General features: G+C 66.6%; 20 protein-coding genes and 2 pseudogenes. 14 read left to right on the top strand and 8 right to left on the bottom strand.

Translation table 11 applies throughout. The features are described from left to right. Nucleotides 1-331: 331 nt before the first annotated feature. The 3 genes and pseudogenes from MKK75_RS17000 to MKK75_RS16990 all read right to left on the bottom strand — a co-directional run bounded on the left by MKK75_RS17000 (nt 332) and on the right by MKK75_RS16990 (nt 1799). Nucleotides 332-643: a hypothetical protein gene (locus MKK75_RS17000; protein WP_244043724.1), complete on the bottom strand. Its 312-nt coding sequence runs from the start codon at nt 641-643 to the stop codon at nt 332-334. Between the two features lie 632 nt (nt 644-1275). Beyond that, a pseudogene (locus MKK75_RS16995) lies at nt 1276-1614 on the bottom strand (transposase); the annotation flags it as partial. After that, nucleotides 1545-1799, bottom strand: a complete 255-nt coding sequence (locus tag MKK75_RS16990) for a hypothetical protein (protein ID WP_244043723.1) — start codon at nt 1797-1799, stop codon at nt 1545-1547. The pseudogene MKK75_RS16995 and the gene MKK75_RS16990, both read right to left, overlap by 70 nt. A 292-nt stretch (nt 1800-2091) precedes the next feature. On the opposite strand from MKK75_RS16990, the gene MKK75_RS16985 reads away from it, so the two are divergent. After that, on the top strand, nt 2092-3471 hold the full coding sequence (locus MKK75_RS16985; protein ID WP_244043722.1) for an FAD-dependent oxidoreductase: 1380 nt from the start codon (nt 2092-2094) through the stop codon (nt 3469-3471). 26 nt (nt 3472-3497) lie between these two features. On the opposite strand, the gene MKK75_RS16980 is transcribed toward MKK75_RS16985, so the two are convergent. Next, a complete protein-coding gene (locus tag MKK75_RS16980) occupies nt 3498-4280 on the bottom strand; it encodes an IclR family transcriptional regulator (protein WP_244043721.1) in 783 nt (260 codons plus the stop codon). Between the two features lie 161 nt (nt 4281-4441). Here MKK75_RS16980 and MKK75_RS16975 point away from each other — a divergent pair, with 161 nt between their 5' ends. Together MKK75_RS16975 and MKK75_RS16970 are read left to right on the top strand one after the other, a co-directional pair. After that, entirely contained in the window at nt 4442-5590 is a 1149-nt protein-coding gene (locus MKK75_RS16975; protein WP_244043720.1) for an alpha/beta hydrolase, read from the top strand. Between the two features lie 108 nt (nt 5591-5698). Continuing rightward, nucleotides 5699-7132, top strand: coding sequence for a sodium:solute symporter family protein (locus tag MKK75_RS16970; RefSeq protein WP_244043719.1), 1434 nt, complete (start codon nt 5699-5701; stop codon nt 7130-7132). A 222-nt stretch (nt 7133-7354) separates the two neighbouring features. Here the strand turns inward: MKK75_RS16970 and MKK75_RS16965 are convergent. After that, nucleotides 7355-8105, bottom strand: a pseudogene (locus MKK75_RS16965) (IS5 family transposase); the annotation flags it as partial. Between the two features lie 423 nt (nt 8106-8528). On the opposite strand from MKK75_RS16965, the gene MKK75_RS16960 reads away from it, so the two are divergent. Both MKK75_RS16960 and MKK75_RS16955 read left to right on the top strand, forming a co-directional pair. Beyond that, nucleotides 8529-9623 carry a catalase family protein gene (locus MKK75_RS16960; protein WP_244043718.1) on the top strand — a complete coding sequence of 365 codons (1095 nt, stop codon included), beginning with the start codon at nt 8529-8531 and terminating at the stop codon, nt 9621-9623. 212 nt (nt 9624-9835) lie between these two features. After that, entirely contained in the window at nt 9836-11662 is a 1827-nt protein-coding gene (locus MKK75_RS16955) for a cation:proton antiporter (protein ID WP_244043717.1), read from the top strand. Nucleotides 11663-11811: 149 nt separating this feature from the next. On the opposite strand, the gene MKK75_RS16950 is transcribed toward MKK75_RS16955, so the two are convergent. Continuing rightward, on the bottom strand, nt 11812-13785 hold the full coding sequence (locus MKK75_RS16950) for an AI-2E family transporter (RefSeq protein WP_244043716.1): 1974 nt from the start codon (nt 13783-13785) through the stop codon (nt 11812-11814). 456 nt (nt 13786-14241) lie between these two features. Further along, nucleotides 14242-14991 (bottom strand): glutaredoxin, encoded by a 750-nt coding sequence (locus MKK75_RS16945; RefSeq protein ID WP_244043715.1) that lies wholly within the window; start codon nt 14989-14991, stop codon nt 14242-14244. A gap of 136 nt (nt 14992-15127) precedes the next feature. On the opposite strand from MKK75_RS16945, the gene cueR reads away from it, so the two are divergent. From cueR to MKK75_RS16915, 5 genes are all read left to right on the top strand, one after another. Beyond that, nucleotides 15128-15601 (top strand): Cu(I)-responsive transcriptional regulator, encoded by a 474-nt coding sequence (gene cueR / locus MKK75_RS16940; protein WP_244043714.1) that lies wholly within the window; start codon nt 15128-15130, stop codon nt 15599-15601. 718 nt (nt 15602-16319) lie between these two features. Next, nucleotides 16320-16820: a DUF305 domain-containing protein gene (locus tag MKK75_RS16935; RefSeq protein WP_244043713.1), complete on the top strand. Its 501-nt coding sequence runs from the start codon at nt 16320-16322 to the stop codon at nt 16818-16820. Nucleotides 16821-17056: 236 nt separating this feature from the next. Continuing rightward, nucleotides 17057-17233, top strand: a complete 177-nt coding sequence (locus MKK75_RS16925) for a hypothetical protein (protein ID WP_244043750.1) — start codon at nt 17057-17059, stop codon at nt 17231-17233. A 410-nt stretch (nt 17234-17643) separates the two neighbouring features. Next, nucleotides 17644-19338 carry an AMP-binding protein gene (locus MKK75_RS16920; protein WP_244043712.1) on the top strand — a complete coding sequence of 565 codons (1695 nt, stop codon included), beginning with the start codon at nt 17644-17646 and terminating at the stop codon, nt 19336-19338. Between the two features lie 489 nt (nt 19339-19827). Further along, on the top strand, nt 19828-20802 hold the full coding sequence (locus MKK75_RS16915; protein ID WP_244043711.1) for a transporter: 975 nt from the start codon (nt 19828-19830) through the stop codon (nt 20800-20802). Here the strand turns inward: MKK75_RS16915 and MKK75_RS16910 are convergent. Next, nucleotides 20790-21488 carry a TetR/AcrR family transcriptional regulator gene (locus tag MKK75_RS16910; RefSeq protein ID WP_244043710.1) on the bottom strand — a complete coding sequence of 233 codons (699 nt, stop codon included), beginning with the start codon at nt 21486-21488 and terminating at the stop codon, nt 20790-20792. The two genes, MKK75_RS16915 and MKK75_RS16910, sit on opposite strands and share 13 nt — an antisense overlap. A 222-nt stretch (nt 21489-21710) precedes the next feature. Between MKK75_RS16910 and MKK75_RS16905 the strand changes: the two genes are divergently transcribed. From MKK75_RS16905 to MKK75_RS16890, 4 genes are all read left to right on the top strand, one after another. Continuing rightward, nucleotides 21711-23231: a flavin-containing monooxygenase gene (locus tag MKK75_RS16905; RefSeq protein ID WP_244043709.1), complete on the top strand. Its 1521-nt coding sequence runs from the start codon at nt 21711-21713 to the stop codon at nt 23229-23231. Nucleotides 23232-23274: 43 nt separating this feature from the next. Continuing rightward, on the top strand, nt 23275-24090 hold the full coding sequence (locus MKK75_RS16900) for an SDR family NAD(P)-dependent oxidoreductase (RefSeq protein ID WP_244043708.1): 816 nt from the start codon (nt 23275-23277) through the stop codon (nt 24088-24090). 511 nt (nt 24091-24601) lie between these two features. Beyond that, the gene (locus tag MKK75_RS16895) at nt 24602-24853 is read left to right on the top strand and encodes a hypothetical protein (RefSeq protein ID WP_244043707.1); all 252 of its coding nucleotides are present in this window, start codon (nt 24602-24604) and stop codon (nt 24851-24853) included. A gap of 103 nt (nt 24854-24956) precedes the next feature. Next, nucleotides 24957-25562: a TetR/AcrR family transcriptional regulator gene (locus MKK75_RS16890; RefSeq protein ID WP_244043706.1), complete on the top strand. Its 606-nt coding sequence runs from the start codon at nt 24957-24959 to the stop codon at nt 25560-25562. The last annotated feature ends 71 nt before the right edge of the window (nt 25563-25633 follow it).

Below are 25633 nucleotides of genomic sequence, written 5' to 3'. Positions count from 1 at the left end.
CAGATACCGGCATGGCGAGGCGTGCGGCGATAGATCCTGGAGGATAGCGCTGCGCCACACAGCGGCGGCATCGGGGAGCATGGCTGCAGCCTGTTCGGAGGCCATACGGCCGAGCTACGGCAGGCGCGGGCGGGCGACTTTGCGGCCAGAAGCGACCTTACACAACAAGGGTTGAGATAGCCCCCGTCGCCCACCTGATGTGAAAAACCCGCCCGGGTGTTCCAGGTGCGGGCCTGGCGCGTCCGCGCCGAAGGGGCAGCACCGCGAGACCACAGCTCCAGGGCTCGGCTGTTCTTCGTCCGACGCTCAGCCCCCCGCAATACTGTTTCGTTCAGGCGACGACATGCCCTGGATCGAGGGCTTTTTCTAAGAACGCGCGGCACCGCAGGTCTATTTCAATCGTGATCGCCCGCGCCGCGGTCGCATCGGCGACGCAACGCAATTTAACCTTGATGATCGGTATTTGTGCAACCGCGTTCTCACCGAATGAATACCGGTGGTTGTAATTCTGGCTCGATGCTAGGGGTGCATCATCGCTTGGCCGAGAGTGTTTGCTCAAGCCAATATTGGAGGCATCGATGATGAACGTTATTTTCTTTGCCTTATGCTCCTTCGCGGGTGGCGGCCTGGTTTTTGTCTTCACGTGGCCGCACTGGGGATGTGGCGCAATTCTTGTGATGCCCGTCGGAAGCACGGTGACGGTCTTGTGCGGGGCGGTCTTATTGATGGTCTTGCGCCGCCCGGCGCCTGTTCATCGGCGTGATACGCAAACCCAGGCAGTGGAAGCATCGAAAGCGGCTGCGAGTTCCTAACGCTCTGGAAGATGATGGCCGGAAGCCTGATCACTGGTACAGGCAGGGCTGGATCTCAGGCTCACCAATCCGAGGCATTGCGGCCGGCGCCCGCTTACGCTCCGCTGTATCCTGGACCGCATGCAACCTCTCAATTGCGCTCGGCCGATGCGGTGGCAGAATGGCGCGACGCGGGGGCCTCGTGCGGGCCGGGGAGGTCGCCTTCCTGGAGGAGGCTCGGCGCCGGCGTCAGCGGTGCGTCCTGCTCCTCACGAGGGCCAAGCCGCAGGGACCCTCCTCAACGCGACCTCGACGGTGATGGACGACGAGGTGACGAACTGCGAAGCGGCGTCGTTTTTCGTAACCGGAAGCGGTTTCCGGCTTGCTGAGCGCGCATCCACGCCCGCCCATCCCGTCTGCGGTCGGGTGGGCAGAGCAGGCGTGGATCAGAACCAGCAGATGCCGGCCTCCTCACGATGACTAGGAGCGGTTGCAATTTCAGTGCGCGCAATACGCCCCTGAAGCATGCCGCGCGGTGGAACTCGTCCCGGGCTCCATCCGGCCCCTGCAATCGAAGCCGTTCCAGCTTCAGGATCCGCTTCAGTTGGGCAAGCAGCATCTCGACCTTCCTGCGCTTCCGCCGCGAGGTACGGCCCGCCTCCGAGGCACAGATGTCACGCGCCATCTGCCGGGCGCCCTCATGGATCGAGCGTGGGATTTTGCAGGCGGATGCGTTGGGGCAGCATCGCGGCTTCAGCGCGCAGGCATCGCGGTCGTGCTTGCTCGCGCGGTAGCGCAGCGGCTGACGGTCTCGGGTAGCAGGCCGTTCGTACCCTCGACGCCCCTTCGCCGGTTGGCATCGACCGTGATCAGGCTGGCGTCGACCGCGAAGCCCTCGTGGCCTACGAGCCCCTCGGCGATGCGGCGGGTGAGACTGGCGTTCCGCAGCGCGTCATACCACCAATCCCCGCAGATGCTTTCCAGCGCAGGCGTTGATGAAGGTTTCACCGAGGGCACGGTGGAAGATCACGGTGGGCTCCTGCTGGGGTGGCCCTCTGTTCTTCCCGTAAGGGTCTCCGAATTCACCTGTCGAGTTACATTTGTCCGGCTGTGTCGCGCTTGGGTCTAGGTCGCCCGAGGCGACCGAGGCGCCTTCCTGATCGGCTGCCGCCTGCTGGGTGAAACCGACATATCACTCGAGACCCGGTCATGACGGCCCCTTTGACCAGCGCCCCAGACCTGATAGCATCCAATAAAATGAACTGATGCTTCGAATATGAAGCACGATCGGAGGAAGCGGATGCGCACGATTCATGAGCCAGCACGCGAGATCCCCGTCCTGTTGGACGTCGACATCGTCGTCGTTGGGGGCGGCACGACGGGCCCGATAGCGGCTGTCGCCGCCGCACGCCGCAACAAGAAGGTCGTCCTGATCGAGCGCTTCGGCTCCCTCGGCGGAAATCTCACGCTTGGCCTGAACACGAAGCCGTCCGGTGCGCTCGTCGGCGGAATACCTCTGGAACTGTGGACCTTGGCGCGCGCATCAGGCGCGGCCGGGCTCGACTATTTCGCGGGCACCAAGACGGGAAAGGTTAAGATTGCTTCGCCTTGTGATCCCGAAATCATGAAGATGTTGCTGACCCGCATGTGCGCAGATGCGGGAGTCGAGATTCTGTTTGAGACGGTCGTCTCGCGACCGGTTCTGGAAGGGGATGCCGTAACCGGCGTCGTGGTCGAGAACAAGGCTGGCCGCAGCTTCATTGGCGCGAAGGTCGTCATCGATTGCTCGGCCGATGGCGACGTCGCGGCTGGCGCTGGCGCCCCGTTCGTAATGGGATCGGGGGAGGACGGCGACGCGATGAAGATGCAGCCGGTGGGCATGTACTTCACTATGTCGGACGTCGATGTGGTCGCCCTCGCGCGTTGGGCGCGGCAGACGGACGACATTCCCGCGCAGGCCATTCCCGAGAACGATGCGGATCTGGATTACGGATTGTGGCTGACAGGCTTCAATAACACGATCCGGGCCTACCGGGCGGAAACGGACATCGATCTGCCTCGAGAGAACATCACGCTCAAGACGGCCAACGGACTCATGTACGTCAATGCGACGCGCGTCCTTGGCGTCAACGTCTTCTCCCCGACCGAATTCAGCGCCGCCGTTGTGGAATGCTACCGGCAGATCGTTGAGTATGCCCGGTTCCTGGTCGCGAAGGTCCCAGGTTTCGAGAAGGCGAAGATCGCTCAGATCGCCCCGGTCCTGGGCGTGCGGGAGACACGGCACGTCGTCGGCGACTACACGCTGACCGAGAGTGATGTCCGCGGCGACAAATCCTTCCCGGACAGCATCGCGGCCGATGTCTCCGCCTTTGACGTCCACGACGTGAAAGGGGCCGACGTCGATTTCCAGGGTCTGCGCCCCTACGAGCTACCTTACGGCTGCATGGTGCCGCGCGGCGTTGAGCAGTTGCTGGTCGCCGGACGCTGCATTTCGGCGGACCACGCTGCCCACGGGCGGAGCCGCAACGTGCCGGCCTGCATGGCCACAGGGCAGGCGGCAGGCATCGCCGCAGCCATCGCGCTCGAAGGGAACACCACGGTGCGCGCCGTGCCTATCGAGCGTGTTCAAACCGCGCTTCGCGACATCGGGATGCCGCTGCACGCTGACGAACTCCGATGACCTCCTTTGATGCGGGCGGCGGGGTCTCAGCCCCGCCAGCCAAGTTGGGCGGACACCCGCGCGGCCGCCGTCAGCACGTCATCGCAAACGGACGCCAAGTCCTTCAGCACAGTCTCGGAATCGGAGACGTTGATCGACGCAACGATGCTGCCGTCCCGGTCGTGCACGGGCGCAGACAGGCTGACGATGCCGCTGACGAAGCCGGAGATGTTGGCGGCATAACCTTGTGTGCGCTCGCGCTCGATGGTCGCGAAAAGCTCCGCCGCCGTGGTCGGCGTCTGGTCGGAGAAAGCGTGCATCGTGACGCCTTGATAGAGGGCCATGAGCTCGGCCTTGCTCATCCCGAACAGGAGCGCGCGGCCCGAGGCAACGGCGTGGCAGGGGTAGCGCGTTCCAACCGATATGTCGCCGCGCAAGCGGTGGTTGGAGGCGGCACTGAGCACGTAGACGATCTCCGTACCGTCGCGCACGCACATGTGGGCGGAGAAGCCGGTCCGGTCCCGAAGGGCGTAGACTGCCTCCCGCCCGCACGACACAACCTCCGTCCCCTGGAGGTAGTCGAAGCCGAGCATCAGCACCTTTGCCCCGAGCTGAAAGGCATTGGAGTTCGGAAGACGCTGCAGGTAGCCGTCCCGCTCCAGGGTATAGGCCATCCTGAACGCCGTCGCCCGCGACAGCTTCAGTTCGGAGGCGATGTCGGGGACGCTGATGACTCGTCTCTCACGGTGGAAAAGCGTCAGAATAGACAGGCCGCGGCGAAGCGCCGTCACGATGTAGCGTGTCTGTTCCGGCTCGTCCTGCGGCGTCATAGGGTCGAGAGCTTCCCGCTGTTCGGTGCCAAATCCCTCCGGGACTGGCGTTGCCGGATGTCCGCAAATCGCGACGATTTTGCAAGACGGCAGGCGGTGCCTCGCGCTCGGTCGGGATGGTTCCGCACACGATCACCTCACCCCGCGCAGGGAGCCCGTGCATGAGCGATCCGCAGGTTGATCTGGCCGCCCTCCTGCCGTCCGGAATTCGGTCGCGGATCGTGCCGGACGTGAACGGCCTCGCGTTCCACGTGCTCGAGGCCGGGTGGGAACAACCCGGACGTCCGGTCGTGTTCCTCCTGCACGGCTTTCCAGAACTCGCCTTCTCGTGGCGGCACGTCATGGGGCGGATCGCGCAAGCCGGCTATCACGTCATCGCCCCGGACCAGCGCGGATACGGACAAACATCGCCACAACCGATCCCCTTCGCGCACGATCTCGCGCCCTACAGCATCCTGAACCTCGTTCGAGATATGGTGGCTCTCGCCGCCGCGCTCGGCGCGCGCTCAGTCTCTGGTGTTGTCGGTCACGATTACGGAGCGTCGGTCGCGGCAGCCTGCACGCTCGTGCGGCCCGATCTGTTCCACTCACTCGTGATCATGAGCTCGCCGTTTGCTGGACCGCCATCGTGGCCGCTCCCGCCGCCCCGCACGCACGACCCAATCAATGACGGTCTCGCTGCGCTTGGCCCCCCGCGCAAACATTATCAGTATTATTTCTCAACACAGCGGGCTAACGAAGACCTGTGGCGATGCCCGCAAGGGATACATGCCTTTTTGAGAGCGTACTATCACTATAAGAGCGGAAACTGGCCTGGCAATCGGCCGTTCGAGCTTGCCTCGTGGTCGCCGACCGAGCTTGCACGGATGCCGCATTATTACATCATGCCACTGGCGCAGGATATGGCCGCGGCTGTCGCCCCGGAGATGCCTTCCCAGGCGGAAATCGATGCCTGTACTTGGCTGACCGAAGCTGAGCTGTCGTTCTACAGTAGCGAGTACACGCGCACTGGCTTCCAGGGCGGCTTGCAATGGTACCGCACGAGGATGGACGGCAGCTTGGCCCGCGACCTCGCGCTCTTCTCCGGCCGGACCGTCGATTGTCCCGCGCTGTTCATCTCGGGTGATCGCGACTGGGGGGCCTACCAAATACCGGGTGGTCTGAAGCGGATGCGAACCACGGTCTTCTCAGCCATGGGCGAGCCGCACTTCGTCGCGGGCGCCGGACACTGGGTGCAGCAAGAGCAGCCCGAAGCGACTGCGGACGCGGTCGTGACGTTCCTGCGCGCGGCCGGTCGAGCATCGCACTGACGTGCGGGCCGCCACGCGGCGGCACGAAAAACGAGGCCAGCGTCACGCCGAAACGGGTCAGCGTCCCGTTCGGAAAGAGGGCGCGGTAAACCCGGGAGGAGCAAGTCCATGGAGGCAGTCAAAGCACATGGGACCGTTCTAACGGTCACCATCGCCATGATCGTCGTGTATCTCGCGATCACGACCTGGCTGACGTACCGCTATCGCGCCAAGACATCGGCGGATTACATGGTCGCCGGTCGTTCGGTCCCAGCTGTCGTCATCGGCGTCCTGATGATGTCGGAGTTCATCGCGCCGAAATCGACCATCGGCGTTGCCCAGGCAGCATTCGAATCCGGCATGGCCGCCTCGTGGGCGGTGGCAAGCGTGGCCCTCGGCTTTCTATTGTTCGGACTCGGATTTGCGAAAAAGTTATACGCGACCGGGGAATATACAATTTCGGCCGCCATCGCAAAGAGATACGGCCGCTCGACACAGCTCACAGTGTCGCTGATCATGATCTACGCGCTTCTTCTCGTGCTCGTGGCGCAATATGTGAGCGGTGCCGCCGTCCTGGCATCCGCCTTCGGGCTTCCCCTCGGGATCTCATCACTTTTGATCGCCGGCATCAGCACGGCCTACTGCATGATCGGCGGCCAGAAGAGCACGGCCTACGTCTCGCTCATGCATACCGTCCTCAAGATCATCGGCGTCGCCATCGTCTGCGGTGCGGCGCTGACCATGAGCGGTGGTGTCACGCCCGTGATCGCTGCGCTGCCGCCGAGCTACTTTACCTGGGACGGCTCCATTGGGCTCACGACAATCATCGCATGGACCATCGCGAGCGTTGGAGCGATCTTCTCGACGCAGTTCATCGTCCAGGCGATCTCGTCGCTCAAGGGCCCCCAGGATGTACGCGGCGCTTGCGCCATCTCCGCGCTGTTGTGCTTGCCGGTAAGTCTTGCCCTTGGCTTCATCGGAGTCTCTGCGAAATTTCTATTTCCTGAGATGAAGAGCCTCTACGCGTTTCCGGTGTTCCTGAATCACCTATCGCCACTCCTCTCGGGCTTGGTCATGGTGTCGATCATCGCATCGATTCTCGTCTCGGTCGGAACGGTAGTGGTTGCGGCTTCCGCGCTGATCGTGCGCGATTTCTACGTTCCAATGTTTAAGCCGAATCCTGAAAGAGAGCTGCGGGTATCTCGATTGCTCGCTGTCCCGATTGCCTTTCTGCCGCTGCTGCTGGTAATTTTTGCACCCCAAGTACTTCATCTATCGTTCTTCACACGGGCCTTGCGGCTGGCAGTCACGGTTGTGGCCGTTTTCGCCTTCTACTTTCCACGCTTTGGCAGCAACCGTGGTGCAACGCTCGGCCTCGTTGGCGCGGCCGTGACGACGACGGGTTGGTACATGATGGGCGATCCGTTCGGGATCGACGACATCTATATCGCACTCATAACGCCAGCGGTCATCATCGGCTTGGAACGTCTGCTCCGTCGAGACAAGGTAAGCGTCTCTGCACCAGAGCAGGTTGCAGCGATTCCGGCGGCACGCTTGCCGTAAATGGGCGCAGTCCTCCGGATCGGTGAGGACACGATCAGTCGGTAAATTACGACGGCGAGCGGCTGATCGATGTGGTGACATCGGAGGAGCGGATGTCGGCCGTGCAATCGTCGCGCTGACCGGCGGCCTGAGTTTGACTTTGAGCAGCGGTGGGATGGTCCTCGGTGACCCAGTCTATCGCGACATGCAGACTATCATTCGCTCTGCCAGAGCTAGAGACTGTCATGAACTGGCTGCGCGTTGAGCGGCTTGTCTGAGTATGAGACAGACGAAGGCGATGAGGTGCATGCCTGCCAGGGTGCTGGCATAGCGCTCGTAGTCTTTGACGAGACGGCGGAAGCGGGTGGCCCAAGCGAAAGAGCGCTCGACGACCCGGCGGCGTGGCAAGAGCACGCGGCGTGGCAGGAGCACGAAGCCGGCGCTTGGCCTCCGGTAGCTTCACCACCTTCAGTTCGATGCCGTGCTCGCGGGCTGCCGCGGCCGGCTTCTCGCCCGTGTAGTCCTGATCGACGAAGGCGACCTCGACGCTGTCGCCGGTGGCCGCCTGCACGGCTCTGGCCAACTGGCCGACCTGCGCGCGATCATCAGCGTCGGCGGGCGTGACGTGCCGCGCCAGGAGGTGGCCGAGGGTGTCCACCGCCATGTGCAGCTTCGAGCCCTTCTTGCGCTTGGCTTCATCGTAGCCGGCCCGCTCGCCGCTCTCGGGTGAGGAGCGCAAGGTCCGGCTGTCGAGCACGGCCGCGCTCGGCTCTGGCGCCCGACCGGCCGCCATGCGCAGCACCGCACGCAGATCCTCGGCCAATTGCTCGAAACAACCGGCCGCCAGCCAGCGCTGGGCCTGCTGATACACGGCAAACCAAGGCGGCAGGTCGTGGGGCATCAGCCGCCACGGGCAGCCGCTCCTGACGACGTATCGCAGCCCGTTGAACACCTCGCGCAACGCATGCTCACACTGACCGGCATCCTCACGCAAGTGCCCCGACCTCGATCTCGCCCATCAGGATGGCTGCGGCCTGCGTGCTTGATTGCGGCTCGATGAACTCGACGTCGGAGGCTTGAAGCTCGGCGGCCTGAGCCGAGCGAGGAACTCGGTGCCGGACGCCGCCCCGCGTCCGAACGGTTCGAAAGCCGGACGAACTGACGGACAGGACCGAGCGGTGGCAAGACGGTAGGCGGCCATCGCACACCGGCAGCCGCGATACATAGTCCGGGGCCGGCTGGCAGAACATGGCGCCGCACCCGGATCCGAAGGCCCTGCTCATACAGTTGCCCTATCGGCGATGGCTGAATTGGCTTCGTCCATCGAGCACGACAGCGAAGCTGCGGCGACCGTCCCGTTGTCTTCGACATTCACGATCGCGAACAACCGGCTCCATCAGCAAGAGGTCCATGCCCCATGGCCCAGACGCTCGCCCCGCTTCGTTTCGACCCCGCCTACGAGACCATCGCCGAGGACGAGGCGGAAACGCAGCGTGGCCTCACCGAGACGATGCTCGCGATCCAGCGAAAAACTCATGCGGATACCGGCCACGCCTATCGCTCCGTTCACGCAAAGGCGCATGGCTACCTGCGGGCGCGCTTCGAAGTTCTGCCGGGGCTCTCTCCGCAGCTCGCACAGGGGCTGTTCGCGACGCCGGCCGGCTACGATGCAATCCTTCGCTTCAGTACGACACCGGGCGACATCTTGGACGACAAGGTGTCCACCCCGCGTGGGGTCGCCCTCAAAGTTCTGAATGTACCAGGCACACGGCTGCCCGGGAGCGAGGACGAGACCACGCAGAACTATGTGTTTGGGAATTCGCCCGCGTTTCAGATCGGCGACGCCCGGGGGTTTCTGCGTCAGTTGCGGCCGTTGGCCGTCACCACGGGCCGCGCCGAGCCCGTCAAGATCGGAGTATCGGCCGTGTCACGTGCGGCCGAGGCTGTTCTGGAAATGGTTGGCGTGAAGTCGGCCACGCTGACGACCCTGGCGGGGCAAGCTGAGACTCACCTACTCGGCGACTGTTTCTACTCGCAGGCCGCGCTCCTCCACGGCGACTATTTCGCCAAGCTGGCGATCTCGCCCGTCTCACCCGAACTCGTTGCCCTATCGGAGCAGGCCATCGACCTCGCCGGCCGACCCGACGGCATCCGCGAGTCCGTCGAGGCCCACTTCAGGAATCACTCGGCCGTCTGGGAATTGCGCGTACAGCTGGCGACGAGCCTGGACTCCATGCCGATCGAGGACGCTGCCGCGAAGTGGCCGGAGGACGAGAGCCCCTACCGCCCGGTCGCACGCATCACCGCGCTCCCTCAGGAGACGTGGTCCGACGCACTACGCCAGCAGGTCGAGGATCGCTTGGCGTTCAATCCTTGGACGGGCTTGGCCGCGCATCGGCCGCTTGGATCGATCATGCGGGCGCGCCGCCCCGCCTACGCTGCCGCCCGCGCTTACCGTGCCGAGAACAACGCCGTGACGATCGAAGAGCCGACGCGTCTCCCCGTCGGATAGGGTCCCGCAAATCGGAGGTGCCGGTCGACGCCCCCCGCGCGATGAGCGAAGGCGCTGAGAGGAACCAGGATCCCACACCGCGATTGTCGCTGTCGCACTGCCAAGTCTCCGCCTGTCCCGGGGAGACCCGCGCGGCCCGCGACGTCCCTAGCACCTGAAACCCGGTTCGGACGCCCCCGGGCATCTCCGGACATTCGTCCGGAGCCTTGCGCATGGAACACGGAGTGACGACGGCTGTGCTGTGCATCGTGGGCGGCGGAATCGCCGCCCAGGTTCTCGCCGCGCGTCTGCGCATCCCCGCCCTCGTGCTTCTCCTCGGTTTCGGGTTCTTGATCGGACCCATGCTCGGCCTGTTGCACCCGACCCGGGACTTCGGGGAAAACCTCCGGCCGCTGATCGGGCTCGCGGTGGCCATCGTGGTGTTCGAGGGCGGCCTCGCCCTCGACTTCCGCGAACTCCGGGCATCCGGCGAGGGAGTGTTACGGCTTACCGCCTTCGCCCTCCCTGTGAACTTCGTCCTCGGCACTTTCGCGGCCCACTTGGTCGGCAGGATGATGTGGGGCCCTGCGGCAGTGTTCGGTGCGATCCTCGTCGTGACGGGTCCCACGGTGATCCTGCCGCTGCTGCGTCACGCGCGCCTGGAGCGGCGCTCGGCTGCCTTCCTCAAGTGGGAGGCCATCATCAACGACCCGGTCGGAGCGATCCTCACGGCGGTCGTGATCGAGATCCTGGTAGGCGTGCCGCACCAGGTCGGCGAGAACCCCGTCGTCGCACTCACGCTCCATCTCGCCGAGGGCGTGATGGTGGCCGTCGCGCTCGGCGTGGGCTCGGCCTCCCTCGTGGCCTGGGCGTTCCGACGCGATCTCGTTTCCGAGACCCTGAAGACCCCGGTGCTGCTCGCACTGGCGCTCATCGCCTACGTCGTCCCGAACCTGTTCATGCACGAGGCAGGGCTGATCGGCGCGACGGTCTTCGGCATCGCGCTCGCCAACCAGCATGTGCCGGGCATCGCGGAGTTGCGGCGGTTCAAGGAAGCCCTGGTCGTCCTGCTGGTCTCCGGCCTCTTCGTGGTGCTGACGGCCGACCTGAACCTTGGGGTCCTCGGCAAGTTGTCCCTGCCCATCATCGGCCTGACCGCCGCGGTCGTGTTCCTGGTCCGTCCTGCCGCCACCTGGCTGGCGACGCTGAACAGCGACCTATCGTGGCGGGAGCGCATCTTCGTGGGCTGGATCGGGCCACGCGGCATCGTCGCGGCGGCCGTCGCGGGCGTGGCCGGCCCCCGTCTCACCGAGGCGGGCTATCCAGGTGGCGATCTCATCCAACCGACCGTGTTCACGGTCATCGTCGCTACGGTGATCCTGCACGGCTTTTCCCTGGGGCCGCTCTCCCGCCGGTTCGGCCTCTCGGCGGCGGCCGAGAGCCAGCGGCTCGCGGTCGTGGGCGCCTGCCCGTGGGCGACTGATATGGTCGTCGCACTCCACCGTGCGGGCGTGCCGGTCATTCTCATCGACACCTATCCCGGGGCCTTGCACGCGGCGCAGGAAGCCGGAGTCCCGACGCTGCAGGCCGAACTCCTGTCTCGCCATGCCGAGGAAGGTCTCGCCGACTACCCGCCGGACCATCTACTCGCGGCGACCCGCGACGAACTCTACAATGCCCTGGTTTGTACGCGGCTGGCCCCCGAGATCGGCCGCGAACGCGTCTACCAACTTGCCCCATCGGCCGACCACCTCCTGCACGCGGATACGGGTGTGAGCCGCGATGCCCGGGGAAAAGTGCTGGGTGCGGGTAAGGCCGACTTCGACACCTTTTCAAGACACCATGACGCCGGCTGGCAATTCGACGTCGTCCCTGCGGAATCCCCTCTCAAATCAGATGCGATACGCTTGGTGATCATCAAGTCAGACGGAGCAGTGGAATTCATCTCCGTCGACCACGAACAAGCCGCCATTGCGGCGGGAGATCGCCTGCTGACCTACGCCATGCCAGATCATTCGTGCCTCGCGATTGCCGAGACACATCCCATGGCCATGGCATGACGGCCAACCTTCGAAGTTCCCGCTGTATCGGTGAAGCGGACCGGGCGGTGCTGCGGCAGACGCCGGGCGACTGTCAGCGTTCGATTTCGATCTCGGCATCCGTCCGCCGCGGCGTCGCAGATCACGCAGGTGATTCTTCCGACGATCGGTCAAGCCGCCCGTACGACGGTGGGTGACCCCTGAGACGGCGAGGAATCCGTCGCGACCCTCAGGCAGGCATCCACGGCCTCGCGCAGCGACGAGACGTAGGCGTCCGCACCAACCGCTCGGCCGAGCGCCGCGTCGGTGAGCACCTTCTCGCCGACCGGCCATAGCCCCACGAGGATGGGAACACCCGGCGCGCGTCGCTTCAACCGCTCCAGCAGGTAGCGGAGGTGCGAGGGGCTCCCGGTGATGTCGAGGTACGAGATGCACACCATCGCCACGCCGGAGAGGTCGAGCTCGCGGATGGCCGCGCGGGAGGCGGCCTGGTACGAGATCGCCCGCGCGCCGAGCCCGTGCTTGCGCAGGAGCTGGGCCAGCATCGCCGAGGAAGCTTCGTCGAGGGGCCCGCGGCCGGCCAGGCACAGCACCGGTGTATCGGCCCGCCATGCTTCCGGCAGGGCATCCCGCGGCGGGGCATGAGCCGGTACCGCCTCGGTTTTCGGATGCACGCGCTCGGCCAGGGTCGGGGTTTCGGATGGGTTGACCGCCTTGTCGTCGACCGGCGGCTCGACGTCGTCAAGGTCCTCGAAGTCCTCGACGAGTGAGCGCGCTGAAGCGCGGATGTTCTCGAGTTGGGCGGGCGTGACGACCCCGCGGGCGTGGTCGTTGGCCGCGAGTTGGAGACCCTTGAGCGCCACCTCGTCGTAGTACGACGACAGCGAGCGGTCCTTCAGCATGCCCTCGGCGATCTCCCGCACCTCATCCGGGTCGCCGGCCAGCATACGCTGATAGAAGTTCTCGACGGGGGTCAAGGGCGGGCGGTCACCGAGCAGCACGTCGAAGAACTCGAGGCTATCCACGTGCCGTCCGAGCACCACCAGGCAAACGGTGAACGGGGTTGCCAGAATCAGTCCGATGGGCCCCCATAGGAAGCCCCAGAACAGCGTCGAGACGATCACCGCGAAGGGCGAGAGCCCGGTGGAGTGGCCGTAGAGCAGCGGCTCGACGACCTGCCCGAACACCGGCTCGGCGATCAGGAACAGGGCGGCGGTCGCGATCACCATCGACCAGCCCGGGTCGACCGCAGCGGCGAGCGCCACCGGGAACACGCCCGAGATAATGGCGCCGATGTATGGGATGAAGCGCATGATCGCCGACAGCACGCCCCATAGGAGCGGGTTGGGCACGCCGATGAGCCAAAGCCCGACGCCGACGATGACGCCGAAGGCCGCGTTCATGCCGAGCTGGGCGAGGAAGTAGGTACCGAGCCGGCCGGCCGCGTCGTCCATGGCCACTGTCGTGCGGTGCAGGTCGCTCGACCCGAACAGGCGGATCATGCGGTTGCGCAGGTCTTCACGCTGCAGGAGCAGGAACACGACGACGACGAGGACGATGCCGACGTCGGTCAGCGGCGAGACGACCGGGCCGAGTACTTTCTCGGCCAGCGCCAGGGGCGAGGGCTCGGGCTCCTGGACGCGCACGAGTTGCGCCTTCGGCGTGTCGCCAGCCGGGCCGGTCTCAGCGGTCGTGCCGGCGGCGTCAGCCTTCTGCGTCACGTCCTGGACTTGGTGATTGAATTTCTGGAGGAGCTTGTTTGCCTCGCCGAGCCAACCCTGCTGCAGGCCGGCGAACTTCTTCTGTATTGTCGACTGGTACTGCGGCAGGTTGCCGGCGAGCCCCGCGACCTGGGTGCCGATGACCGCGCCGATGCCGCCGACCACGGCCAGCGCCAGCAAGACGGCGACGATGACCGAGGGAACACGCCCGAGCTTGACCCGCCGCAGCAGGTGGACCACCGGCGCCAGGACAAAGCTGAGCAGGATGGCCAACACGAGGGGAACGAACACCTCGCGGCCGAAATACAGGGCTGCAACCAGCACGACGCCGACAGCGAGGGTCAGGAGGCCGCGCAGGCCCGGCACGAGCGGCGGAGGCACCTGTGCAGGCGGCTTCACGGCATCCGGCACATCGGTTGGCATACGCAAACTCCTCACTGCCCGGCACCGGACAGCTTCTCCATAACGTCGCTACCTCCGTTTCGTCTCCCGTAACGCAAAGCTGGATGTGCGATGGTCCGCGTATCGATGCACGTCCCGCACCGCAGAAACGACCTTCTGGCCGGCATCTTGCTCGCTGATCATCGGCCGAAGGTGCGCGGCGGTTGTCGCGGGCGGTAGGCAATGCCCGCGTCAGGGTCATTGCGTACGACCTTTGCAGGACTGAGTTGAGCGCATTGCCGCCGGGTGGGCTTCGAAGCCCCTCGACGCCGAAGCCGAGGGACCAAACGCTCAAATCTCCGTTCCTTCGGCCGGCGTCAGAGCATCCTCGACGTCGACACAACCGGCCGCTCAAGGACTTCGGCTGGGGTTATTGATCTGTCGTTGGATCCTCGTCCGAGGTGGACATTGTCCGCGCTCATCGTCGCCGTTCTGCGCTCAGTGGTGCGCCACCAACATCCAGACGGCCATGGCGACCATCATCAGGTTTTCGGTCAGCGAGACGAAACCCAGCGGTACCTTGCTCGATCCGCCGACGCAGGCGCACTTGATCTCGCGCTTGTCGACGTAGACCGCCTTGAACACCGAGGCCGCGCCGACCGTGCCGATGAACAGGGCTACGGGGATCGACAGCCAGTTCAGGGCGGCCGCCGCCATCAGGACGCCGGCCCCGGCTTCGAGGTAGGGATAAGCGTAGGCGTAGCGCACCCAGCGCCGGCCCAGCAGATCGTAGCCGAGAAACATCGACGAGAAGGTCTCGACGTCCTGAAGCTTCAGCAGGGCCAGCACGCACATGCTGAAGGCGATGAACCACTCCCCAGCCCGGACTGTCAGGGGAGTGCCGTAAACGGCGTCGCTCGCCGCCAGGGCCATCAGGGCTGTCATCGAGAACACCGCGACGACGGGGGTGTACGTCGTGGCGTTCGGGTCGTTGGCAGCCTCGCCGAAGTAGCGCTGCAGGTCGTCGAAGCCGCCAACGCGCGTTCCGTTGATGAAGGTTTGGGGTGTGCTCTTGACCCCGTGCTCGGCCTTGAAGCGATCCGTGTCCGCGCGCGTCGTCAGCCAGTGATCCTCGACCTCGAACCCCTGGCGTTCGAGAAGATCTCTGGCCTTCAGGCCATAGGGGCAGACGTGCTGGGGCATGACCATGCGATAGAGGTCGGCCTTACGGGCGGCCGTGGTTGGCATCGGAGCCTCCGTTCGTCGTGCGGGATCGGACCGCCCCGTGCCTTGGAGCAGGTGCCTGGGGCGAAGCCGGTCGGATGCGGTTGCAGACCTTCGTGGACCTTCCCATCGTGGTAAGGTCAACAGGGATATGGATGCGATGAACATCGGACAGGCGAGCCGGGCCTCCGGGGTCTCGACCAAGATGATCCGGCATTACGAGAGCATCGGTCTCGTACCCCCAGCGCAGAGGCGCGGCAGCGGGTACCGCGACTACGGCGCCGCAGACCTGCACCGGCTCGGCTTCATCCGGCACGCCCGGGACCTTGGCTTCTCGCTGGACCGCATCCGCGTGCTGCTCGGCCTCTGGAGTGACCCGGGCCGCAGCAACGCCGACGTGAAGGCCATCGCAAAAGCGCACGTCGAGGAACTTGAACTCCGCGCGCGCCAGCTCAACGCGATGGCAGACGCCTTGCGGTCTCTTGCCGATGCGTGCGACGGGGACGGGCGTCCGGACTGCCCGATCATCGCCAGCCTGGAGACCGGCACGGCCGTTCCCGCCTGCCATCCGGGTCCCCCGACGGGGGCCATCGAACCACCGACACCGCGCAGGAGAGCCAGTGCCGCTCGCTGAGCTGCCTGGGTCTCGCGCCGGTCGGTCGAGGCGTGCCGACGGTGCCGCCTCGGGCTGCCTGGAATGGCGCCCGAGCCCCCTGCAGCGGGTTGGAAGCGGCTGTTGGGATCGTGTCCGGGGATACCAGCATCGGACCGCGTCGCGCATGAATTGACGTCGGACCGGGCCTACTGTTACGCCAATGGCAACCGGAACTGTAAACCCATCACAGGCTGAGCTTGGGCCTCATCGCGTATCTGACGCGGATCGTTCTCCTCGCCGTCATGCTGACGGCCTGCGGCGCCGCTGCGTCCGCGACGGCGCACGAGGGACACGGCGGATCCCACGCCGTCATGCACGACCATTCGAGGCACGGCGGCAGTGCTGCGGGCGGTGTCGTGGCCTCGGCTGCGATCAGCGCGAGTTCCACCCGTCACGGCTGCCACGACGGGATGCCCGGTTGCCCGTCTTGCAATGTCGGCGCAGCGTGCTGCGCGCCAGCCATCATCGGCGACGCGACCGGTGTCGTGTGCCCGGATGATCGTGGTCGCCGGATCACCTTCGCGGAGCCGCCGATCCTGTCTGGGTGCGAGCCCGAGCGGCCAGCCGAGCCTCCGCGACCGTTCGGCGCCTGAGCCGCCGCCCGCGCTGGTTGTCGCGGCGCATCTCCAACCATCCCGATTCTTCGCCCGCGATCCGCCGTCGAGCGGTCGATGGGGCATGTTCCATAGGACGTACCATGCGACATCTCGTTGCCGCGGCCACGCTGCTGGCCGCCACCACGGCTGCGTGGGCCCAGCACCAACATCATCTGCACGCCGCTGGATCGAAGCCAGCCGCGGCGCAGACAGCGGCCACGCAGGAGTTCGTGGCCGCCCATCATAAGATGATGGCCGCGATGGATCAGCCCTATACGGGCGACCCGGATGCGGACTTCCGCATCCAGATGATCCCGCACCACCAAGGCGCCATCGATATGGCTCGGGTCGCGTTGAGCCGCGCCCAGGATCCGTGGACGCGTCAGCTCGCCGAGGCGATCATCGTCGAGCAGCAGCGCGAGATCTACGACATGCGCGGCTGGCTAGCCCGGCATGGCTACCCCGCACCACCCGGTGGCGAGCCCGTCCATGTGATCGGTTGGAACTCCTACCGCACCCTGCCGGCGAATGACGGGTCCCTGCAGGAAACGCAGGGCCAGTCGTGGACCCCCGGATCGGGGCTGTCTCGGCAAGGACGTTAGGCGAAGATCGGCACGGCGGGCTGGTGCAGTCCGCCGTGCTCGGATGCTGACGCTGCAGCCATTCTCGGACGGAACGAACCAGTCGGAGTACCCGATTGGGGTTGTGGACCAGGGAGGCGGTCTGCTCCGCCTCCCGGACCGCCTGACCGGCCAAGTCCTCCGAGCCGGCGACCTGCCGCCCGATCTCGTCGACGGGTGCCCCAAGCTCCTCGGCCGCCGCCGCGACGATGTTGACGTTGGCCGAGGCTTGGTTCGCCGCCGCCACGGCGGTCGATTGTTGCACGGTCTCGGTCGCGATGCTCGACATGCTGGGGGCGGTCGCCCGTGAGATCGAGCATGACAACTATTCCAGCTTCTGTTGGCAGCACGGTGCCGACGGGCAAAATCACCCCGGCCCGAGCGATTGCCCATGATCGCCTGCCTGGGATTGCAAACATCTGAATTGAATTTTCTGTATATCGCGCGAAAACTACCATTTTGGCAGGAAAAGTCGTCAATCGAACCCTATCGAGATCTATTATCCGCCTGCTTCCGGGTACGGATGGAAGCGCCTCGAACGGCCGGGATGGGTGCGAAGCTGAACGGCTGGTTTTGCGGATCGCGGTGATCCGGCGCGGCGTAACTTGGCCGGATGCGGCGGCTCCGCCTTGGGGAAAGTCCGTCGCGACGGCAGATACGTGACCCGATTGTCCGTCCCGCCGCCATGGCCGATCGTTGCAACGCAGGCCGCAAGGGTCGGGTCCGCCCGCGTTGACAGACAAGTTCCGCACCCCATACCTCTTGGGAGAACCTGCTTTCAAAACGCAGGACTTGGGAGGTCGATATGCGGAGCGGGGCTCCCGAAGCCGCTTGGCCTGCATGGCGGCGGCGGTTTCCACACGCCTGCGACTGGGATGCGCCCCTGGAGATCGCAACGCTGCCCGACCTTCTGGCCGCCGGCTGTGTGGCGGCCGGTCAGGGACCAGCCATCGAGTTCCGTGGACGACGCCTGAGCTATCCGGATTTCGCCGCGCAGGTCGAGCGCTTGGCGGCCGGTTTCCTCGCCATGGGACTGGCAGAGGATGCGGTCATCGGCCTGTACCTACCCAACACCCCGCTGCACCCGATCGCCTTCTTCGCCGCCGCGCGCGCGGGGCTGCGGGTCGTTCTCTTGTCCGGTCTCGATGCCCCCCGGGAACTCGCCCACAAGCTTGCGGTGACGCACGCCCGGATCATCCTGACCACAAACCTTCCGAGCTATCTCAAGGCGGCCCTCCATCTGCTGGAGCAGGGGCTCGTCGATGGACTGGTCGTCGCCGAGGATCGCGACTGGGGGCCCTGCGCCGAGACCGAGCCTCAGAGCGTCCCGCAACGTGCCGGAATCGTGCCCCTCGCGCGCCTGCTCGATGCTCCGCCCCCCGCCGCGTGGCCGGTTCGCCGGCCGGACGACGTGTTCCTCCTACAATTCACCGGCGGCACCACCGGCCTGCCGAAGGCGGCCATGCTCACCCAGGGGAACCTGACCGCGGCGGTCGCTATCTACAGGCTCTGGAACGAACACCCGGATATGCCCTCCCGCGACAACCGGGTCGTCGGCATGCTGCCGCTGTTTCACATCTACGCCCTCACCGCCGTCCTCCTGTGCACGATCAGGGATGGCGGGCTGATCCTTCTGCACCACCGTTTCGACGTCGAGGCCCTGGCCGACGACATCGCGCTCAAGAGAGCGACGTGCGTCTATGGCGTGCCGACCATGTGGTTCGCCCTCCTCGAAAGGGCGACCCGCACGCCGATCGATTGCACCTCGCTGCGCCTGTGCATGAGCGGCGGCGCCCCCCTGCCGTTCGACGTGCAGGCCCGCCTCGGGAGGATCCTCGGTCAGCCGCTTCAGGTCGGCTGGGGCATGACCGAGACCGCGCCGGCGGGGACCCGCGTGCCGGACGAGGCGGAGCCGCGCCCCGGCCTGATCGGCGTGCCGCTCCCCGGGATCGCCATGCGGGTCGTCGCCCTCGACGATTTCAGCCGGGAGGTCGCCACGGGCGAGGTCGGCGAGATTGCGATCCGCGGCCCCAACGTGTTCCGCGGCTATTTCGAGAACCCGGAGGCGACGCGCGACGCTTTCCGCGACGGCTGGTTCCTGACGGGCGACATCGGTCGGGTCGATGAGGACGGGCTGTTCGACCTGATCGACCGGCGCAAGAACATGATCCTGTCCAGCGGTTTCAACGTTTACCCCACGGTCATCGAGAGCGCGATCTACGAGCATCCGGACGTCGCCGAGGTCATCGTGATCGGTATCCCCGACGCTTATCGCGGACAGTCGGCCAAAGCGTTCGTGACCCTGCGGCCCGGTGCGGCACCGTTCGATCTCACCGAACTGCAAGGCTTCCTCGCAGACCGGATCGGCCGCCACGAGATTCCCCGCGCGCTGGAGTTCCGGGACAGCCTGCCCCGCAGTCCCGCCGGCAAGCTCCTGGCCAGCGTTCTGGTGGCCGAAGAGCGGGATCGAGCCGCACATGCGGGGAGCAAGGGTGCATAGCGCACATTCCGACGCGGTGGAGCCGGGCCACCGCGGGGATCACGGCCGAACCTTGCCGCCGCGCCGCAAGTCGACATCACCACCCGCAAGGCCAGCGATCCGCCACTGGTCCCAAGGGGGCGGCGATCCGGCCTGCGACGTCCGCGCGACACCCTCGCGCGGCGGTCCGGACGCGGGATGCTTCGGCAGCCGCACACCGTCCACAACGACGCGCAATACTGCATTATAGTGTAACATTTTTCGACCGTTTGTCATTCGACCTCCCGGCTTTGGACCTCCCTGTCCCGTGGAGCGCGCGATTCTGTGTCCGTACTGCAACATTATGGCCGATAAACTCGCACCATGGTGGCGAGGCATATGTTCAAACCGGCAAAATAAGTCATGATCGTCAGCGTGGCTTTTGCCGGCAGGGATCGCCGGGCCAGCCGGGTCAACGGGCACGCATCGCGATCGAGCCCGGCCAAAAAATACCGCTGCGTGGGGAGGATCATGCGAAAGGTTTTTGCTGCGGCCGCGGTCTCCGTGGCCTGCTCCGTCACGGCCGCCCAGGCCGCGCCCGTGACGCAACCGGGCGAGCAGGTCGGCCTGGCGGCGGGTTTCCCCCTGCCGGAGGGTTTCTACGCCATCGACACGTTCAGCGTCGGACGCTCCGATTACCGCTATGCCCCCGATATTGGGGTGAACATCCCGCTGATCGTCTGGTCGTCCCCGTACCGGATTTTCGGAGCGCATATCGAGCCGCTCCTGGCCGTTCCGTCCGTATTCGTCAGTCCTCATAACCCTGCGCCGATCCCGAACCGGGACGCCAGCGTGTTCTTCAACCCGATCATCGGCAGCACCTTCGCCTGGAACCTCGGCGGCGGCTTCGGTGTGGCTTACCTGATCGGCGCCTACCTTCCGTTCGGCGACCGCGGCTCCCTCGGCCTCGGCTTCGGCGGGACGCCGCTCGTCCCACAGGACGCCTCCACGACCCTGCGTCAAAGCTTCTTCGCAAGCTTCGTCGGCGATGGCAGCTACAATCTCACCGCGGCGCTGACCTACAACCGGACGCTCGATCCCGCGGCCCGTTATGGCGGCCTCGTCGGTGCGGCGCTCGGCCCGATCCCCAACGCCGACTCGCTGAACCTCGACCTGACCGCGACGAAGAAGTTCGGCGCCTTCGAGATCGGCCCCGTCGCCTACGCCTACACCGATCTGCCGGTGAACCGCGGCAACCCGCTCTACGCGCGTTACCAGGCGCAGGGTTACGTCGCGGTCGGCGGTCTGGTGGGCTACAATTTCGGCCGGTTCGCCGTGCAGACCTACGTGACCCGGCAGGTGATCGCCCGCGAGACGCTGAACGCCGCCGGCCGGCGGCAGCGCAACGAGGAGACCCGGGGCTGGCTCCGCGTCGTCGTGCCATTCCCGACCGGCGGCGGCGCGGTGGCCAGCCCGGCGCCGGCACCGCTCCTTCACAAGGGCTGATCGGCGATCCTGGCAGGGGTGATCTCGGCTTCGGCCCGCCCCTGCGGCGTCAGGTAGGGCAGGAACAGGTTCAGGACCTGCTGCGCCCCCCAGTCGATATGGGCAGGCGTCACCGCGTCGATGCCCCTGCGCGAGCGCAGGTAGTCGATCCAGTAGGCGGAGACGATCCAGGCGTTGATCACCAGCGGGTCGAGCCCATCGGCCGGGATGGCCACGAGCCCGGCCCGCTGCATCGCCTCCAGGGCCTGACGGGTGAGGGCTTGACCCTCGTCGCTGAGGGTTCTCAGGCGCGGGCGCAGTTGCGGTGCGAGTCGGAAGACCACGCTGCCGTCCCGGTAGAAGAAGCGCCATTCCCACATCGTGCGGAACCAGCCCATGAGGTAGGTGCGGTAGCGCGCCGGCCCGTCGTCGCTGGCGGCATAGGCCGTGGCCGTGGCGCGCAGCGCCTGCTCGAACTCGGCGAACAGCGCCTCCAGCACCTGCTCCTTGCGCTGGAAGTGGTAGTAGAGGTTGCCCTCGTTGATGCCGACCGCCCCGGCGATCTCGGCCGTCGTCACGACGCCCGGACCGCGCTCGTTGAACAGGACGCGGCAGGCATCGAGGATGCGAAGGCGCGTCCTGCGGGGTGCCGCGGGCTTGGCCCTGGACCGCATCGTCGGCTGCGCCGTGCCGCCCGCCCCCGTCATCGGTATCCCGTCCGAAGCCCCATCAACCGGGGACCTTATACCGAACCTTGATGCGCCTGCCTCATCGCGGTTCGTCCGCGCGAAGACGCGGCGGCGGTCGTCCCCTGGGCGCGGTATCAGCGGTCCCCGTCCCGAGCCTCGATTAAGGTGTCTGCCCGTTGACGGTCGTAAGGTGTATACCTTAGAAATGGGTCGGACATCACGGGAGCTTCGGCGATGCGGATGGCGGACGATCAAACAGTCACGGCGCGGGAAGCGCGGACGCCCGCAATCGAGCACCTCGATGTCCTCGTGATCGGTGCCGGGATCTCGGGCATCAGCGCCGGCTACGCACTCCAGACCCGCTGCCCCGGCAAAAGCTACGCGATCCTGGAGGCCCGCGACGCGCTCGGCGGCACGTGGGACCTGTTCCGCTATCCGGGCCTGCGCTCGGATTCGGACCTCTACACGTTCGGATTCAGCTTCCGGCCCTGGACCGAGGACAGATCCATCGCCGACGCGTCCGCGATCCTGACATATCTCAGGGAGACGGCCGCGGAATTCGGTATCGACCGCAGGATGCGCTTCGGGCAGCGGGTGGTCGCGGCCGCCTGGAGCACGCCGGAGGCGCGCTGGACCGTGGAGGTCGAGGCGGGGCCGGAGCGCGAGCGCCTGACCTATACGTGCCAGTTCCTCTACGTCTGCGCCGGCTACTACGACTACACGGGCGGACACGCTCCGGAATGGCCCGGCGCCGCGGATTTCTCCGGCCGCATCGTCCATCCGCAGGCCTGGCCGGAGGATCTCGACTACGCCGGCAAGCGCGTCGTGGTGATCGGGAGCGGCGCCACCGCGGTCACCCTGGTGCCGGAGCTGGCCAAGGCGGCCGCCCACGTCACGATGCTCCAGCGCTCGCCGACCTACATCGTCGCGCTGCCGGCCAAGGACCGCATCGCCCATTGGCTGCGGCGCCGGCTCCCGGCCGCGCTCGCCCACCGGCTGGTCCGGTGGAAGAACATCGGCCTGACGATGTTCTTCTATCAATTCGCCCGCCGGAAGCCGGAGGCCATGACGCGCCGGATCCTCGGCGGCATCCGGACCCAGCTCGGTGCCGGCTACGATGTCGGGACGCATTTCACGCCGCGCTACAAGCCGTGGGACCAGCGCCTCTGCCTCGTGCCGGACGGCGACCTGTTCCGGACGATCCGGGCGGGGCGGGCCTCGGTCGAGACCGACACGATCGAGACCTTCACCGATACCGGGCTGCGGCTGACCTCGGGCAAGACCCTGCCCGCCGACATCGTCGTCTCCGCCACCGGGCTGAGGATCAAGATGATGGGCGGGGTCCAACTCAGCATTGACGGCAAGACGTTCGATCCGGCGGGGGCCTATTTCTACAAGGGCATGATGTTCAGCGGCGTGCCCAACCTCGCTCTGGCGCTGGGCTACACCAACGCGTCCTGGACGCTGAAATGCGAGCTGACGGCGGGCTATGTCTGCCGCCTCCTGAACCGGATGGCGGCCCGGGGCGAGCGCTGGTGCGCCCCCCGCCGGGGCGCGGCAACCGGTGAGGAGCCGATGATCGGGTTCACCTCCGGCTACATCGAGCGGGCCCGGCATCTCATGCCCAAGCAGGGGACCGCGCGCCCCTGGAAGCTCCACCAGAACTACGTGCTCGACCTCGCCAACCTCCGCTTCGGCCGTCTCGCGGACGGCACGATGGAGTTCGGCGGCCGGCGCGAGGAGACACGCCGCGCGGCGTGAGGGCGGTTCGCCCGCCTTCCGTCCTGCCGGGGAGCACGGAGCCATGTTCGATCTGAAGGGGCGCACGGCCCTCGTGACCGGGGCGGCCAGTGGGATCGGGCGCGCCCTCGCCGTCTCGCTCGCCCGCCGCGGCTGTCACCTCGCCCTGGCGGACCTGAACGAGGCCGGGACCGCCGAGACCGCACGCTTGCTGCCCCCGGGTATCCGCGTGTCCCGCCACCGTCTCGACGTGGCGGATCGGGAGGCGGTCGCGGCGTTCCCCGCGGCCGTCACGGCGCAGCACGGCGATCTCGACCTCCTCGTCAACAACGCGGGCGTGGCCCTCGGGGGCACCTTCCTGCAGGTCAGCGAGGCCGATTTCGAGTGGCTGATGGAGATCAATTTCTGGGGGGTGGTGCGGATGACCCGCGCCTTCCTGCCGATGCTGCTGACCCGTCCCGAGGCGCGGATCGTCAACCTGTCGAGCATGTACGGCCTCGTCGCGCCGCCGAGCCAGACGGCCTATGCGGCGAGCAAATTCGCCGTGCGCGGTTTCTCCCAGGCCCTCGCCCACGAACTCGCGGATGGACCGGTCGGCGTCACCGTCGTCCATCCCGGCGGTGTAGCGACCGCCATCGCCGATTCCGCACGGCTCCCCGCGAGCCTTTCGACCGAGGAGGGTGAGCGGGGCCGCCGGGCGATCAATGCCCTGCTCAAGATGCCGCCGGCGCAGGCCGGCGAGATCATCGTGCGGGCCGTCGAGCAGCGGCGGCGGCGCGTTCTCGTCGGATCCGACGCGAAGCTGGTATCCCTCATCGAGCGCCTGATGCCGGTCGCGTACTGGCGGCTCGTGCAGCGCTTGTCCCGTCGCAGCCGCTGACCGCCCCCAGAACGGATCGGTCCCGACCCGCACCCCCGAGCCGCTCCGGCACTCCGCAGGCTTCGCAAAACTGGCCGCCGGTTTTGCGCCGAAAGCCTGCGGTCCGCCGAGGACTTGAGCGGATGAAGCGTTGGCCCGCCCACGGTACACGACGCGAGACTGGGACACCGCAAGCCGGCCATCCAATCCAACCCCGTCATCCCCAGGTGCCGGAGCACGGCACAGGCCTCGACGGCGGAGCCCTCCAGGGATCGCGCGGCCGGCTGGAGCCCTCCGTCGAGGCCCGCTGACGCAGTCACCGCAGGATGAGGGGGTCGGTCGGGATCACCCGACCGATCTGCCCCGGCGTGCTGTCGTGTCCCGTGTGGGCCGGCCAACGCGACTCTGCTTCGGGGCGCCAGTGCGCTTCCGCACATCCGAAGATTTACACCGTACACAAGTCTCCGAAACAAGCTTACATTGTAAGCGGAGGCCCTGGCCAAGCGGCCGGCCGTCACGAACGGAGACTCCCATGCGCACGATTGCCCTCGCCGCCGGCCTTGTCCTCGTCGGCACGATCGCCGCCTCCGCCGCACCGCATCACGGATCGCGCCGGCCGAACCCGGCGGTCGACGCCACGCAGGTTGCCGCGCCGCGCACCACCGGAAGCATTCAGACCGCCCCGGTCCAGAATCTCGAACTGTTCGGCGACCGGGCGAACTGGGGCCGTCGCGGCCCGGGGCTGCCGAGCCCGATCAATCCGCTTGGTTACACCGGCGAGTGATTTGCCGCCGCCGGCGGCGCGGCGGCACGCGGCCCGGCCTCGACCGTGGCAGAAGGTCCCGACGTCCCGTGCGGATGACGCACGGCCGCTGGGGGATCATGGGATGGACGAGGCCGAACCGATCCAGCGCCAGCGCGGCGACCTCGGTCCCGCGCTGATCGATGCGGCCCTGGATCTGCTCGCCGCCGAGGGGGTGGACGCCCTGTCCCTGCGCGGGGTGGCGCGCCGCGTCGGCGTCTCGGCGATGGCGCCCTATCGATACTTCCCCGACAAGGCCGCGCTGCTGGCGGCCGTCGCCCGGCACGGTTTCGAGGGGCTCGCCACCGCGATGAAGGACGCCTCGTCCTCCGGTGACCCGCGAGAAGCGCTCGTGGCCATCGGCGTCGCCTACGTCGCGTACGCCATCGATCACCCGGCCCTGTTCAGGCTGATGTTCGGGTCCCGGTGCCGCTCCAGCGATCCGGACCTGCGTGGCGCGCGCGATGCAACCTATGCCGTCCTTTCGGGCACTGTCGCCCGCGCCTATCCCGAGGCGCAGCACGAGGCCCTGATCCTCGGCTGCTGGTCGTTGACCCATGGCCTCGCGAGCCTGTTCCTCGACGGCCGCTTGAGCGATCGTGCGGCTGGCTCCTGCGCCGAGATTGCCGAGCGGGTGAACCGCGCGATGCTGGCCCTCGACGGCGCCGCCGGGGCATCACCGGCGCGGTGATGCCCCGGCGGCGTGTGGCCGTAAGCAGAATGGCGGCTTCGGAGAGGCCGCGCCGGAGAAGCGGACCGCAG

It is taken from the genome of Methylobacterium sp. J-030 (assembly GCF_022829545.1).
Lineage (GTDB): Bacteria > Pseudomonadota > Alphaproteobacteria > Rhizobiales > Beijerinckiaceae > Methylobacterium.
The sequence above is the reverse complement of the archived record's forward strand: the minus strand, read 5'-3'. Positions and strand labels throughout refer to the sequence as shown.